Source organism: Bacillus cereus group sp. BfR-BA-01379 (genome assembly GCF_022663605.1).
GTDB classification, from domain to species: Bacteria; Bacillota; Bacilli; order Bacillales; family Bacillaceae_G; genus Bacillus_A; species Bacillus_A mobilis.
The window spans coordinates 18,317-31,806 of record NZ_JAKUFT010000001.1 but is presented as its reverse complement, the minus strand read 5'-3'; the positions used below and the strand labels follow the sequence as shown (position 1 = coordinate 31,806).

Genomic DNA, 13,490 nt, shown 5'->3' with positions numbered 1-13,490 from the left:
TTTCCAAAGTACAAATCTTAATATCTTCTGACTAAAGGTTTACCTCTATTCTTATCGAATTATATAAATATCTTATAAAGCGAGGTGAACATCTTGATCAGTAATATAGAATTAGTTTTAGATGCTAAAGCAAGTTTAGCTGAAGGGCCATGTTGGAATGAAAATAAACAACTTTTATACTGGGTTGATATTATGGAGAAACAATTATGCATATTTAATCCTACTACTAATACAAACCGAGTAATCGCTCTTAATCAACAAATCGGCTGTGTTGTTCCATATTTAGAAGACGTACTACTCCTAGCTATGGAAAATGGCTTTTATTCTATTCATGTAAAAACAGAAAAACTGACACATATTTTTGACCCTGAACCACATTTATTTGAAAATCGTTTTAACGATGGAAAATGCGATCCAGCAGGACGTTTTTGGGCAGGCACTACAGATACATACGGTATTAATGCTGCAGGTTCCTTGTATTGTTTAAATAATAATTTAAGTGTCGAGAAAAAAATTGCACATGTAAATACATCAAATGGCATTGCTTGGTCACCTGATTATACATACCTTTATTTTATTGATACACCTACTAAAAAAGTAGTTCGTTTTCATTATGATATAAGTACTGGAGAAATTCGTAATCCAAATGATGTAATCATTTTCCCTGAAAATGACGGTCTACCTGATGGTATGACAATAGACGAAGAAGGTTGTTTATGGATTGCACATTGGGGCGGTTCAAAGATTACTAGGTGGAACCCTTTAACTGGAGAGCAAATATTAAGTATCCCAATCCCAGCGTTATATGTAACCTCGTGTACATTTGGAGGGCCTAATTTAACAGATTTATATGTTACAACAGCCAGAACAAGAATGACAAATAACGAATTAAAACAATATCCACATGCTGGTGGTATTTTTCGAATTCAAACGAATATAAAAGGTTGTCCTACCCATTCATTTCGCAATAATAATATTGGAGCTGAAACTATATGAATCGTATCGATTACATAAGACACGAAGAAAAGAAATATCATGACCTTTGCTATGAACAATATAAACTATTCGAAACTGGCTCTTGGCTTTACAAACCGGTTAAAACAGTTATGGACTTAATGGAGTACTTTGAAGGACAAAATAACTTACAAGTGCTTGATCTCGGCTCTGGCGTTGGAAGAAATAGTATTCCAATTGCACAAAAGATACAAAATGGTAGTGGTACTGTTACTTGTGTGGACTTACTGGATTCCGCTTTAACAAAATTACAAACGTATAGTAAAGAACATGATGTATTTCAAGTCATACAAACAGAACAAGCAGCAATTGAAAACTACTACATCCAACCTGATACTTATGATTATATCGTTGCAGTATCAAGTTTAGAGCATGTCAAATCAGAAGAAGATTTAAAAAACGTGCTCCATTCTATGAAAAAAGGTACAAAAGCTGGTGGTATCAATTGTTTCATTATTAACTCGAACATACAAGAAATAGACTTACATACGAATGAAAAATTAGATGCTTTAATTGAAATTAACCTTCCTACTGAAGAGATGATATATCTATTAAAAAGCATTTATAAGGAATGGAAAGAAATTAAAGTTGAAGTAAAAGAATTAGTCTATAATATTGTTCGCGATGAAAGGCATATTCAATTAAATACAAATGCTATAACATTTGTTTTTCAGAAATAAAACTATAAAAGGTAAGGTTTTCCCCTCATATATTCATAGAAACACCCTTACCTTTCAATCATAAATTCTTTATAAAATTGCTTCGTTATTAGTTTTAGCTTTTTCTAAAACATTATTTTTATTAGAAATACTATTCAGCTATTAATTGAATTCATTCATTTATCAATAATTGCTTGTCGAGCTTTTTCTTTATCATCAAAATGAATAGTCGAATCCTTTAAAATTTGATACGTTTCATGCCCCTTCCCAGCAATTAAAACGATATCATTAGAAGATGCCATGTTTATTGCATGTTTTATAGCCAGTTCACGATCTACTTCTACTTTATAATTCAAATTATTATTCTGTGAAAATCCTTTTTCAATATCTTTCATTATTGCATAAGGGTCTTCTGAACGTGGATTATCAGAAGTAATATAAACAAAATCACTATAACTTCCAGCAATTTCACCCATTATAGATCGTTTTTTTGCATCTCTATCTCCACCGCAACCGAAAACAGTAATAATTTTACCTTTTGAAAACTCGCTAATTGTAGAGAGGGCATTTTCTAACGCATCTGGTGTATGAGCATAGTCCACGATTACAAGGAAATCTTGATTTTCGTCTATGATTTCCATTCTACCTTCAATGCTCTTTACACTAGATAAACTGTCACTAATGTTTGTAAGCGGAATACCTTCAACCAATGCAGCTGTTATTGCTGCTAATGCATTATATACATTAAAACGGCCTACCAGATTTAGATGGGTTTCTATTTCTCCATTAAAGGATGCAACTACACAACGAATTCCTTTTGGGCTTAAAGTTATGTTCTTCGCTTGAACATCAGCTCTATTTTGTATCCCATATGTAATAACCTCAGCTGAAGTAATTTTTTTAAAGTATTCTACCGACGGATCGTCTGCATTCAATACAACAAATTTTTTATCTGTAGTAGAAAAATCATTTCCTAATCTTGAAAATAGAAGACCTTTTACATGCTTATATTCCTCAAATGTTCCATGGTAGTCCAAATGATCTTGAGTTAAATTTGTAAAAACAGCGGTTTTAAAGTTACACCCTCTAACTCTTTCCATATGTAAACCCTGTGAGGTAACTTCCATAACACAATAATCTGTATTATGATTTTTCATCGTTTGCAAATTCCGCTGAAGTATCGGTGGTTCTTGCGTATTAATATCAGTAGGATACCATTTCGAACCAACTTTCACTCCGTTATTCCCCATAAGCCCTGTTTGAAATCCATAATCAGTCAAAATCTTTTCAAGTAAATAGGAAGTAGTTGTTTTACCATTTGTTCCTGTTATTCCAATTAGCTTAATTTTATTAGATGGGTAACCATAGAAATGTGACGCAATAACTGCCATAGCATACCTAGCATCTTTAACAATTATTTTAGGTATTTCAATATTTACATCTCTTTCTACAATTAATGCCACGGCACCCTTTTTCACTGCATCTTCAACAAATTGGTGACGATCTTCAAGAAAACCATCAATACCTGATACACATATAAACAGATTTCCACTTGTAATCTTTCTAGAATCCATTTCTAATCCCGTAATTTCTACATTCATATTCCCAATGGTATCTTTAATCAATAACAAATCCGCCAGCTCTTTTAGTTTCAAATCCCTCGCCCCCTTACACATTTACCCTACTTATTTTACCACTTCATATAAAATAATGGTTTAAAATTCCATATCAGTCGAACGAATTTTAAATCTTTAATATACATAAATAAAAGAGCACTTGTTTCCGCAAGTGCTCTTTTGGGGATTTTGAGATACCCTATTAACGAAAGTTAAGGTTACTTAAAGTTAATAGGTATTTCTATTATATGCTTGTCCTTTTTATTTGTGCATAATCAATATATAAACATCTTTAATAATATTTAATAACTATTAATTATAGTTCTTTTTACATTTTATCATTAAGAAATTAATTGAAGGCTTATTTTCCATGATTTTATTTGGTTCCTCAATTTCTGAAACTTGTACGAGTCCATATTTATTAAAATCTTGTTTTATAGATTCAGAATCATAGAAGAACATTTTTACGCCTTCCATTATCCCAAAATAATCTTTATCCAACTGTTTTCCTTTCCCATACATAGGAGCTTTTTTAGAAACAGTTGTGAAAACCATATATCCACCTGGTTTTAACTGATTATAACAATCTTTAATAAATTTCTCTCGCTCATGCTCATTTAACAAATGAAGAAGTGCATGACTAAATATCCCATCATATAGTTTATTATCAAAAGGCATCTCGTTTACCGAACCGTGATGCATATGAACATCTTCTAGTCCATTTTCTCTTGCTAAATTAATTGCAGTTTTTGAAATTTCAATACCTGTTACATCTATACCATTTTCGATAAACACCTTTGCGTTTCTTCCATATCCAATACCCGGAACTAATATGTACTTAATATTCTTTTCCAGAAAAAAATCCTTTGTCAAAATTGCAGATTCTGTAGGTTCAAATCCCCACATCGTTTGTTTCTCAATAAAGCTTGATTCCCAAAATTCCATTTATATTTCTATCTCCTTATTCTTATCTCATGCTTAGCATCACATGAAAGACCTATTAATTTTAACGCTGCTTTTTTCACCACAGTCACTATAGGTCCATTGAATATAGCATATTAATAAGCCTATATCTAATTTAAAGATTGGTTGAATATGAATTCTAAATATTAACTTTTACATTTAGAAGAAATAAAAAATGCCAATACTTCTATTGTATATTGGCATTTTCACATAAGAAATTATCTTTTTATATTGTACTGATCTAATACCTTTTCTAGCATTTCTAAAGTTATCGGTTGCGCTTGCTGTATTAATTGGTAACCAATACGGCCATTCGGTTCGGCCGTAACTTGCTGTAAACTCTTCAAATCATGAATTCCTTTTTCTCTTAATTGTATAGATAGTTGTTGCTCCGACATTTTCGCCTTCACTAAATTCTCTTTTACAATTTCTCCATTTTCAACGATTATAATGCTACTGCCATTAAGGAATTGTTCCACCTTCCTTGATTTCAATTCAAAGAAATGAATGATAAGAAGTATACTTGCAAATATTACAGCCGCAAATATAGATGGGACTACTTTCCTACTTAATACAGGCTCTACAATAATACGTCCAATTGATACTACTATAATGATTTCAGCTCTTGTCATTTGGCTAACAGATGTACTACCAGTCATTTTTAATGCAATCATTCCAGTGAAAATTAAAATAATACTCTCCATAATAATATTCATTATAGCCAATCCTTTAATAGTGAATGTTATTAGCATTCCCATTAAAGTTGTATTTTACATATTTACCAAGTTTTTAAACCCTTCAGACCATGATGGAAATATAGGGTTCCATCCATATTCTTTACGCGCTTTATTATTTGAAGCTCCTCTTTCCCAACTATTTTTACCAGTTTGAACTTTAGGCATAGGTGCCCCCATCGCTTCTGCATATATTGGTAACCAATCTTTACTAGTCGCCGGGAAATCATCTACAATATTTACGGTTCCTGCAGGCCAATGAAGAGCTAACATAGCTGCTCTAGCGGCATCTTCGACATGTATAAACGAACTTATCCCGTCTGATGCGATAAGTTCATTATTACGAACTTGATTTGCAATTTCTCCGTTTTCCGCATACCATGTGTCCGGTCCATATAGCGTACCATAACGAAGTATAACCGCTTCTGGTAACTCAGAAACAGCTTCTTCTAGTTTTAATATGCCATTAATAGTCACTTGCCGAGGTATAGGGGCAGCAATATCTAATAAATCTTTTTCTGTCGCAAGTGTATCTCCTGCTTCATACGCCCATGAAATACTTTGAGCGATTATTCTCTTTACCTCTACATTTTTAGCAGCATCAACAAGGTTACGAGTGCCTTCAATTCTAATTTTAGCATTATCCTCAACATTCCAAGTAGACAATGATGTTAATTGATGAATCAATACATCAGGTGTTGTTTTATTTAATACAGAAAATACAGCATGCCGATTAAATATATCAGCTATTACTGGAATAGCACCAATTTTCTTCATTGCCTCTATTTGCGATTCATTACGAATCATTGCAAATACGGTATGACCCTCTTTTATTAACCTCGGTAATAAAGAACGTCCTATTACACCCGTTGCACCTGCTACAAATATTTTCATATCAGTTCCTCCTCATTTAGTTATCATAAATGTGACGAACTATATATGAAATATGTGACAAATAATTACTAGATTTATTTGTTATTCATATGAAACGAACACTTTCAAAGGCCGCAGTATCCCTCCACTTAATTCCTTAAAGCATTTTGTAAGTGCAGTATAATGAATTTCATGTTGAAAAATCTCTTCTATCCATGGTGTCTGTTCTATTTGACTAAAAAACCAATTTGCATGTTTTTGATAATCATATCCGTCACTTGAACCAATGATCTGCAATTCTTTTCGATAAAAGTCGACGGTTAATGTTAAATTTTCTATATTACCATCAGAAAGAATACATATCGCCCCATTACTTTTAATAGCCTTTTGCAATGTGTGAAACCCTCTATTTGTAGCAGAACATTCGAAACCGTAATTATACGTATCTATAATTTTCTCTTCCGAATCAAAGAGGTTTTTCACACCAAACTTCTTTGCAAATTCTCTTCTATTTTTATTAGGCTCAACAACATCCACATGCTCAACACCTACGTAGCATTTTAAAAAATAACAAGCGAGTAAACCGATAACTCCCATTCCAGTAATAAGTACTTTTTCATCCTGTCGCGGGTCTAATTTCAATACCCCTTTAGCAGCATCACACGAAAGAATAGATAATAAAGCAACTTTAGATTTTATATAACTAGGCACTCGAATTACTTTATCCCCTTTAACTATTCCTACCGTTTCATGTCCATAAAAAGAGACTACTTTATCACCTACATATAAATTTGTTACTTTATTACCAACTTGAATAACTTCACCATAACTTTCATATCCAGTTTTTCTTGGATAATCAGGATTTGAATCTGTAACATCCGATTCTTTATACTGTGGTAACTCTGCTCCAATACTTATTGCACCTGCAATTGTTTTAACGATAATTTCATCATCCTGTATAGACTCAATTTCGCGCGTTTCCCACTTAAGCCGTTTTGGTCCTTCTAAAACTAATTTATTTTGTTCCATTTATAACCCTCACATTTTATAAAAAAATATTCTCACTACATTTCAAACAATGTATAATAAATACATCTAAAATTTAAGCTATAAATTTGGATAGCAACCAACAGTGATAATATGATAATTGAATTTGATGGATATGGAATAAATGAGTATGTTATTGGCCTTAACTATTCTCTAAACGAATTAAGAACAATGTATTTAAATGTGAAAAATGAAGAGATGTCTAATGAAGAGCTTCTAATCTTATTTTGTGTGCAGTACCAGTATGAAAAAACTCCAAAATTACTACAAGAAGACGTCTTGAGCGCTGTTGTCATTGATTTAGATACGGACTATATTTATGTTCCTAATAGATAACAGTAAACTAGATGAAATGAATAGAAATTACGATTCAGCTAAGTGTTTAATAAAATAAGTGACTGCCCAAATTAATGTTGCAAATTGAGTGACAAAATACATTGTCCATTCAAAACCAGTCAATTTTCTCTCTCGTTTCACTTTCTTTAAGTATCTGTAAAATATAAATGTACATAAAAACATTAGTAACAACGATAATTGTTGTAAATCATCGACTATACGTACTGCCATAGACTCCATCACCCTCCTATTAAAAATAAATGCTATACTTTAAGGATATCATCTATTGGTAGTTTATTTCCATTTAAAACAATTATGTCCTAAACAAAAAGAGCACTCAACAATTGAGTGCTCTAAAAAGTATTAACGTAACACTTTTCTTCTACTTTTTATAACTAAGTTCTATCACTTCCGGTATATGATTACTATCATATTTCTTTGTATAGATTTCTCCATCTGGAGTAACAAATTGTAATACAATCTCGCCACAAACTCCATTTAGCATTTCAAATTCGCCTTGTATATTTGAAATACTGCGTTCCTTACTTTCGATTGAATCTTCATAAATTTTCACATTAGATATAGGTTCGTTATTTTGATTTACGATAATACCTCTTGAATACTTACCAACCGCAATGCATTGATCATCTTTTTTATAATATTTAGTCACAACGATAGCTCCAATTATTATAACAATACACACAAACAAGAGAATTATTTTACGTCTCACAACAACCCTCCTAATTCAAATTATTCTTTTCTAAACTGAAAATTCAACTGTCCTGATTGTTTGATTTCCTCAATTACTTTACGAATACCTTCTTCAATCCTATCTTCCTTCACATTCGATACATTTAACTTTAATAGTCTTTCTTTCGGAAAACCTCTCATATAATTTTTATCAATCGCATCAATACTTATTTGTATTTCACCTAATCTTTGTAAAAACATTTCTGAAATACTTGTTTTATGTAATTCTAAACAAGTGTGGATTCCAATTGTATTCTGCTTTGTATATGTAAATAAAAGCGGATTTTCATTATGCATTCTTTCTAATATTTCTGCTAGTTTTTTAGATCTATCGTGATAGGAAGATTTAATTTTATTTCTATGACGTTCAAACATGCCACTCTTTATATAAATTTCTAAAGCCGCTTGAGAAATCATCGGACTATCAATATCTAAAATCTTTTTATATGTATGGAAATCATTTGCAATGGATGGCGGAATGACCGCAACTCCAACCCGTAAACCTGGAAAAATAATCTTAGAGTAACTTTTTAAATATATTACATGATTACAATTATCCAAGCTATATAACGGATCTGCTTTTGAATCCGTTTCTAAATCTGCTAAATAATCATCTTCCACTATAAATACATTATATTTTTTAGCCAGTAGCACGATTTTTTCTTTCTCCTCTTTAGAATAAGACGTTCCAAGTGGATGATGATATCTTGGTATTGTATAAAAGAATTTTATATTACCTGTCCGAAAAATACGTTCCAATTCATCTAAGTCAATACCTTCATTCGTACGTTTAATACCGATTACAGGAATTTTGTTTATTTCTAGATATTCAATATATAAATGATATGTTGGTTGTTCAATTAATATCGTTTCATTTTCATTTGGAAATGGTATAGAAGTTAAGATTGCAAGAGCTTGTTGTACACCTGACGTTATAAAAATATTTTCTTCTTTAGTGAAGACTTGATAGTTTGCTAATTGTTTTTGAATGACCGGAATTAAAGACGGTAAACCTTTTGGCGTTCCATATACAAACAAGTCATTTTTATATGTATCAATGGCTTTATTAATACAATGTTGAAAATCTAAATATGGAAAAATATCTGGATCTGGTGCTGAAGAAGCAAAATCAATTATCTTGTCAATTTCTATAGTACTCCCTGATTTTCGAACAACGTAGTATCCACTTTGAGGGACGGAATAAATAATATGACGCTTTTCTAATTCATGTAGTGCCCGTATAATTGTCGCCTTATTGCATTCATATTGCGTAACAAGCGATCGTATTGACGGTAATTTCTGTCCTTCTTTTATCACTCCATGTTGAATCATGTTTTCTATATCGTTAAAAATATGTAAATACTTATACATTATTTCACTCCCTTATGTAAGGACTTAAAAAGATTCCTCATTATTAAGCAAACAGAAATATATCCCTTCTATTACTTTAAACTTTAACATTATTTCACATGTCCTTCTCTTAACAAGGAAATTACAATTAATAAATAGAATATCTACATGAATAAATAAAAAGTGAGGGATATGTTATGCAGCGCTTAAATACAATTGATATTAGTAACGTTTTAGAATTAGAAAAGACTCTTTCTACTTTATTAAATGAAGAGATTTCTTCAAAACTAGAGCTTGAAAACTGGTTAAAAAAACAATCTACAGTCATTTGGAAAATTGAAGAACAATTAACATCGCACTATATCGCCTTTCAATGTAATACAGATAATAAAAAAATAAAAGATACTTTTGAATATGATCAACAATATGTACGACCTCTTTTGAAACGTTATCAAAATTCATTTGATAATAAATATTTAGAATCTCCTTTTCGAATGGAACTTGATCCAAAAACGTATAGCTTACTAGATAAAAAAATTAAGAATGCGCAAACATTATTTTGTGAAAAGAACATTGATCTAGAGGTAACTGAAGACAAACTAGTAACCGAGTACTTCGAAATTACAGGTGGTTTAATTGCACTATGGGACGGTGAAGAGAAAACAATTACTGAACTACAGTCTTACTTACAAGATCCGGATCGTCATATAAGAAAAAAAGCAAAAACACTCATTTCTGAAACATTCTTATCTGTTGAAGATACATTACAGAATATATTAAATGAATTAATCGTAATCCGTCACCAAAAAGCAAAAAACATTCAATTAGATAATTATCGTGATTATATGTTTAAAAAACATGAACGATTTGATTATACACCTGAAGATTGCTATGAGCTGGCTGAATCTATTCGTAAATACGTTGTACCACTTATCGATAAAATATTGAATGAGAAAAAATCTGAACTTCAAGTAGATAGTCTTCGTCCATGGGATCAAAAAGCAACCGCACCGAATCAAAAAGTATTAAAACCTATCGAAGATGCGAGTGATTTAGTCAAAAAAAGTTCTCGTATTTTACACAAACTAGACCCAGAATTTTCTGCATTATTAAACCGTATGCATAAAAATAATTGCTTAGATTTAGAAAGTCGTAAAGGAAAAGGACCTGGAGGATTTTGCGAATACTTACCTGCTTCTCGATTATCTTTCATTTTCATGAATCTAAATCATACACATTATGACGTTACTACTTTCCTCCATGAAATGGGCCATAGTATTCATAATGAGTGTATGAATCAGCTAGAGCTACAAAAATATTTAGAAATCCCTTCTGAATCAGCTGAACTCGCTAGCATGACAATGGAATTATTTTCGATGGAATATTGGGATACATTTTATGAGAATACAGAAGAATTTATAAAAGCAAAATTGGATTTCTTTAAAGATATTGTAAAGTATTTACCACCAACGCTTATCGTTGATCAATTCCAGCATTGGATGTATGAAAATCCTAATCATACCGCTAAGGAAAGAAACGAAAAATATTTAGAATTACATAACACTTACCAATCAAACGTCGTAAATATCGAAGGGTATGAAAATTGGATCGCAACTGGCTGGTTACCTATACTGCACATATTCGAAATACCATTCTATTACATCGAATATGCTATCGCACAACTTGGTGCGTTGCAAATGTATAAACAATATAAAGAAAATCCTAAACAAGCACTAGAAAATTATAAAAAAGCTTTATCATTGGGTAGCTCTAAATCTTTAACTGAAGTATATGAAGCAGCCGGTATTCGTTTTGATTTTTCTGGAGAAACGATTAAAGAACTAATGTTATTTGTAGAGGGTGAATTAGAGTCACTTGAACAATTGTAAGAAGGAAGCTGTTCCTATATTTTAGGTTCAGCTTTCTTCTTTATTTTATTTATCAATTCTATGTACTGAGAATCACCATATCCGATTGCTGGAAAAAGTTGAAACAACTTTATTAATAATTCTTGATTTGAGAAACCTTGATTTTTAGAGATGAATTTCATTACGATATTATCTTCTTTTAGCATTTCTAAATATAAGTCTATAGCCTGGTACATTACAGGTGGTACCTTACGGGAAGCCTTTTTATGGTTTACTAATACTTCATTGTATATAGAAGAATAATCCCCCAATCCAAGTTCAATTTGACTTACTTTAAATTCATCCTCTCTGAAGCTATTTAAGTATACCTTCCCTTCATAAGAAGACTGTTCAAGGTATGAAAGTAAAGTAAGTAGATTCATTTGACAAAACATATCTTCACCGAACCATAAAACAATACATTTATACTTTTTCGTAAATAGATTTTCTAACGGATCTATGACCTTTTTTGTATAACTTTCTACTGAACTGTTATGACCTTCTGCTCTTGTTTTAATAAACTCATCATTAAAAACTTGTGTAGTAGCCAGGTTCACACACATTGCCTCATTAAATGGTGCATATTCAGAATTACCCATTAGTTTTTCATTTTTAAATTCTTCATACATCATTTGACCATTTAATATATTTAGTACATCTTTATCAAACAGCTCTCTTTTCGCATTTCGTAACTGCTCAACTTCTAATTTTTTAGAAACATTCATTTTAAACTCCCCTTCTATTTTTAGTTTAATAAATGATTGAATAGGCATGTTGTTAAGCTTAAATTCTCTTGGATTCATTCCAAAAACATTCTTAAAAGCTCTACTATAAGCCTCTTGCGAAGAATAATCATAATCCAATGCAATATGTATTATCTTTCTATTATTCGTCAAATCCTCCATAGATAAATACAATCTTCTCAAAAGAATATAGCGTCTAATACTAATGCCTGTTACTTGGTGAAATCTAAAAGAACAGTAATACGGAGAATAACCCATATAACGAGATAATTCATTTAATGAAAATTCTTCTTTTAATCTGCTCTCAATCCAATCAATCATCTTCTGTATATGTTCATTCATTTACTTCCCCCCTTATTAAGCATTATAAAAGATGTTCATTACTTTCTTTTGATATTTCTTGTGTTTTATAACATGAGCCATTCATTACTTTATGCTTTATTTTAAAGGAAATCAAAAATAAAGCACGAATGTTGTAAATTAAGAATCTTTTCGTTCTCAAGTAAAAAAGTAAAGTTTGGAAAGGACGTTACAATGAACGAGCTAGAAAAAGAAATACTTCAATTAATAAATGAACAATATTCGTTAAATTTTATTAACATGAAACCAATAACGAATGAAATGTATCAATGTCTTACAGAACTAGGTACATACTTCATTAGAATTACAAACTACAAAACATATAAAGAACAGGTAGATGAAGTTACATACACGAACTTTTTATATGAAAATGGTTTAGCAGTTCCTCCAATCATACCTTCTCTTAATGGGAATTTAGTAGAAAGGTTAACATTAGACAAGGAGATTTTTGCTGTATTATATAAAGCTGCTCCAGGTATACATTTACCAAGGTGTGAATGGAATTCTAATATATTTAGAAAGCTTGGTAAACAAATTGGAAAATTACATCGTATTTCTAAAAGCTTTGAAAAGACTAAACTGGTTAAACATATAAACGATTGGTATGAAAATGAAGAATATAATTTTCTTAAGTATATCCCTAAAGAAGAAACTACTATAAGAGAAATTGCATCTGACGTTTTAACTTCTATAAAGGGGCTAGAGAAATCCCCTTCGAATTACGGCTTAATTCACGGTGATTTATGGTTAGAAAACATTTTAGTTGAAAACAATTCAAACTTAACAATGATTGATTTTCAAGACTGTGAAAAACATTTTTATATATTTGATTTAGCAGTTCCTATTTATAGTGCGATAGAATATTCATTTGCTGGAAATGGGAATATCGCAGACTATGAGCGTTCTATTACAAAAGCAATATTTGACGGATATCAAGAGGAAAATGAACTGCCTAAAGAGATGATAGACCAGTTGCCTATGTTTATTAAATTAAAGGAGATTTTTGAATATAGCTTAATGCATATGTATTGGGATAAAGAAGAATTAACTGAGGAACAAGTACGGATAATGAATCTTTATAGGATGAAGATCGAAACTAAATATACCTTTATCAATGTTTAAAAATACTGTTGTTTAA

At 31.1% G+C, this 13,490-nt stretch carries 14 protein-coding genes; 5 read left to right on the top strand and 9 right to left on the bottom strand.

Annotation, left to right across the window (positions count from 1 at the left end; genetic code table 11):
• The first annotated feature begins 93 nt into the window (after positions 1 to 93).
• Complete coding sequence (locus tag MR113_RS00165) at positions 94 to 996, top strand: SMP-30/gluconolactonase/LRE family protein (RefSeq protein WP_063260568.1); 903 nt, start codon at positions 94 to 96, stop codon at positions 994 to 996.
• A complete protein-coding gene (locus tag MR113_RS00160) occupies positions 993 to 1,694 on the top strand; it encodes a class I SAM-dependent methyltransferase (RefSeq protein WP_061679841.1) in 702 nt (233 codons plus the stop codon). The genes MR113_RS00165 and MR113_RS00160 overlap by 4 nt, the downstream gene beginning before the upstream one ends.
• A gap of 155 nt (positions 1,695 to 1,849) precedes the next feature.
• Here the strand turns inward: MR113_RS00160 and MR113_RS00155 are convergent, their stop codons facing one another.
• From MR113_RS00155 to MR113_RS00135, 5 genes are all read right to left on the bottom strand, one after another.
• A complete protein-coding gene (locus MR113_RS00155) occupies positions 1,850 to 3,328 on the bottom strand; it encodes a UDP-N-acetylmuramoyl-L-alanyl-D-glutamate--2,6-diaminopimelate ligase (RefSeq protein ID WP_242250524.1) in 1,479 nt (492 codons plus the stop codon).
• A gap of 273 nt (positions 3,329 to 3,601) precedes the next feature.
• Positions 3,602 to 4,234, bottom strand: coding sequence for a class I SAM-dependent methyltransferase (locus MR113_RS00150; RefSeq protein WP_242250523.1), 633 nt, complete (start codon positions 4,232 to 4,234; stop codon positions 3,602 to 3,604).
• Positions 4,235 to 4,470: 236 nt separating this feature from the next.
• Positions 4,471 to 4,968 carry a DUF421 domain-containing protein gene (locus MR113_RS00145; RefSeq protein WP_242250522.1) on the bottom strand — a complete coding sequence of 166 codons (498 nt, stop codon included), beginning with the start codon at positions 4,966 to 4,968 and terminating at the stop codon, positions 4,471 to 4,473.
• Between the two features lie 54 nt (positions 4,969 to 5,022).
• The gene (locus MR113_RS00140; protein WP_242250521.1) at positions 5,023 to 5,880 is read right to left on the bottom strand and encodes an NAD-dependent epimerase/dehydratase family protein; all 858 of its coding nucleotides are present in this window, start codon (positions 5,878 to 5,880) and stop codon (positions 5,023 to 5,025) included.
• 81 nt (positions 5,881 to 5,961) lie between these two features.
• Positions 5,962 to 6,888 (bottom strand): zinc-binding dehydrogenase, encoded by a 927-nt coding sequence (locus MR113_RS00135; RefSeq protein ID WP_242250520.1) that lies wholly within the window; start codon positions 6,886 to 6,888, stop codon positions 5,962 to 5,964.
• Positions 6,889 to 6,999: 111 nt separating this feature from the next.
• Between MR113_RS00135 and MR113_RS00130 the strand changes: the two genes are divergently transcribed.
• Positions 7,000 to 7,242: a hypothetical protein gene (locus tag MR113_RS00130; RefSeq protein ID WP_242250519.1), complete on the top strand. Its 243-nt coding sequence runs from the start codon at positions 7,000 to 7,002 to the stop codon at positions 7,240 to 7,242.
• A gap of 27 nt (positions 7,243 to 7,269) precedes the next feature.
• Here MR113_RS00130 and MR113_RS00125 read toward each other — a convergent pair whose 3' ends face one another.
• From MR113_RS00125 to MR113_RS00115, 3 genes are all read right to left on the bottom strand, one after another.
• Positions 7,270 to 7,473, bottom strand: coding sequence for a hypothetical protein (locus MR113_RS00125; protein WP_242250518.1), 204 nt, complete (start codon positions 7,471 to 7,473; stop codon positions 7,270 to 7,272).
• Between the two features lie 151 nt (positions 7,474 to 7,624).
• Positions 7,625 to 7,972: a carboxypeptidase regulatory-like domain-containing protein gene (locus MR113_RS00120; RefSeq protein ID WP_242250517.1), complete on the bottom strand. Its 348-nt coding sequence runs from the start codon at positions 7,970 to 7,972 to the stop codon at positions 7,625 to 7,627.
• A 20-nt stretch (positions 7,973 to 7,992) separates the two neighbouring features.
• On the bottom strand, positions 7,993 to 9,363 hold the full coding sequence (locus tag MR113_RS00115; protein WP_242250516.1) for an aminotransferase-like domain-containing protein: 1,371 nt from the start codon (positions 9,361 to 9,363) through the stop codon (positions 7,993 to 7,995).
• Positions 9,364 to 9,539: 176 nt separating this feature from the next.
• On the opposite strand from MR113_RS00115, the gene MR113_RS00110 reads away from it, so the two are divergent.
• Complete coding sequence (locus MR113_RS00110) at positions 9,540 to 11,231, top strand: M3 family oligoendopeptidase (RefSeq protein WP_242250515.1); 1,692 nt, start codon at positions 9,540 to 9,542, stop codon at positions 11,229 to 11,231.
• Between the two features lie 14 nt (positions 11,232 to 11,245).
• Here the strand turns inward: MR113_RS00110 and MR113_RS00105 are convergent, their stop codons facing one another.
• A complete protein-coding gene (locus MR113_RS00105; protein WP_242250514.1) occupies positions 11,246 to 12,334 on the bottom strand; it encodes a helix-turn-helix domain-containing protein in 1,089 nt (362 codons plus the stop codon).
• Between the two features lie 192 nt (positions 12,335 to 12,526).
• Between MR113_RS00105 and MR113_RS00100 the strand changes: the two genes are divergently transcribed.
• On the top strand, positions 12,527 to 13,474 hold the full coding sequence (locus tag MR113_RS00100; protein ID WP_242250513.1) for a phosphotransferase enzyme family protein: 948 nt from the start codon (positions 12,527 to 12,529) through the stop codon (positions 13,472 to 13,474).
• Positions 13,475 to 13,490: the final 16 nt, after the last annotated feature.

Excerpts from the sequence above, each read along its gene's own strand:
- MR113_RS00160 (WP_061679841.1), top strand. The coding sequence starts at position 993 with ATGAATCGTATCGATTACATAAGACACGAAGAAAAGAAATATCATGAC.
- MR113_RS00150 (WP_242250523.1), bottom strand. The coding sequence starts at position 4,234 with ATGGAATTTTGGGAATCAAGCTTTATTGAGAAACAAACGATGTGGGGA.
- MR113_RS00145 (WP_242250522.1), bottom strand. The coding sequence starts at position 4,968 with ATGAATATTATTATGGAGAGTATTATTTTAATTTTCACTGGAATGATT.
- MR113_RS00140 (WP_242250521.1), bottom strand. The coding sequence starts at position 5,880 with ATGAAAATATTTGTAGCAGGTGCAACGGGTGTAATAGGACGTTCTTTA.
- MR113_RS00135 (WP_242250520.1), bottom strand. The coding sequence starts at position 6,888 with ATGGAACAAAATAAATTAGTTTTAGAAGGACCAAAACGGCTTAAGTGG.
- MR113_RS00130 (WP_242250519.1), top strand. The coding sequence starts at position 7,000 with ATGATAATTGAATTTGATGGATATGGAATAAATGAGTATGTTATTGGC.
- MR113_RS00125 (WP_242250518.1), bottom strand. The coding sequence starts at position 7,473 with ATGGCAGTACGTATAGTCGATGATTTACAACAATTATCGTTGTTACTA.
- MR113_RS00115 (WP_242250516.1), bottom strand. The coding sequence starts at position 9,363 with ATGTATAAGTATTTACATATTTTTAACGATATAGAAAACATGATTCAA.
- MR113_RS00110 (WP_242250515.1), top strand. The coding sequence starts at position 9,540 with ATGCAGCGCTTAAATACAATTGATATTAGTAACGTTTTAGAATTAGAA.
- MR113_RS00105 (WP_242250514.1), bottom strand. The coding sequence starts at position 12,334 with ATGAATGAACATATACAGAAGATGATTGATTGGATTGAGAGCAGATTA.
- MR113_RS00100 (WP_242250513.1), top strand. The coding sequence starts at position 12,527 with ATGAACGAGCTAGAAAAAGAAATACTTCAATTAATAAATGAACAATAT.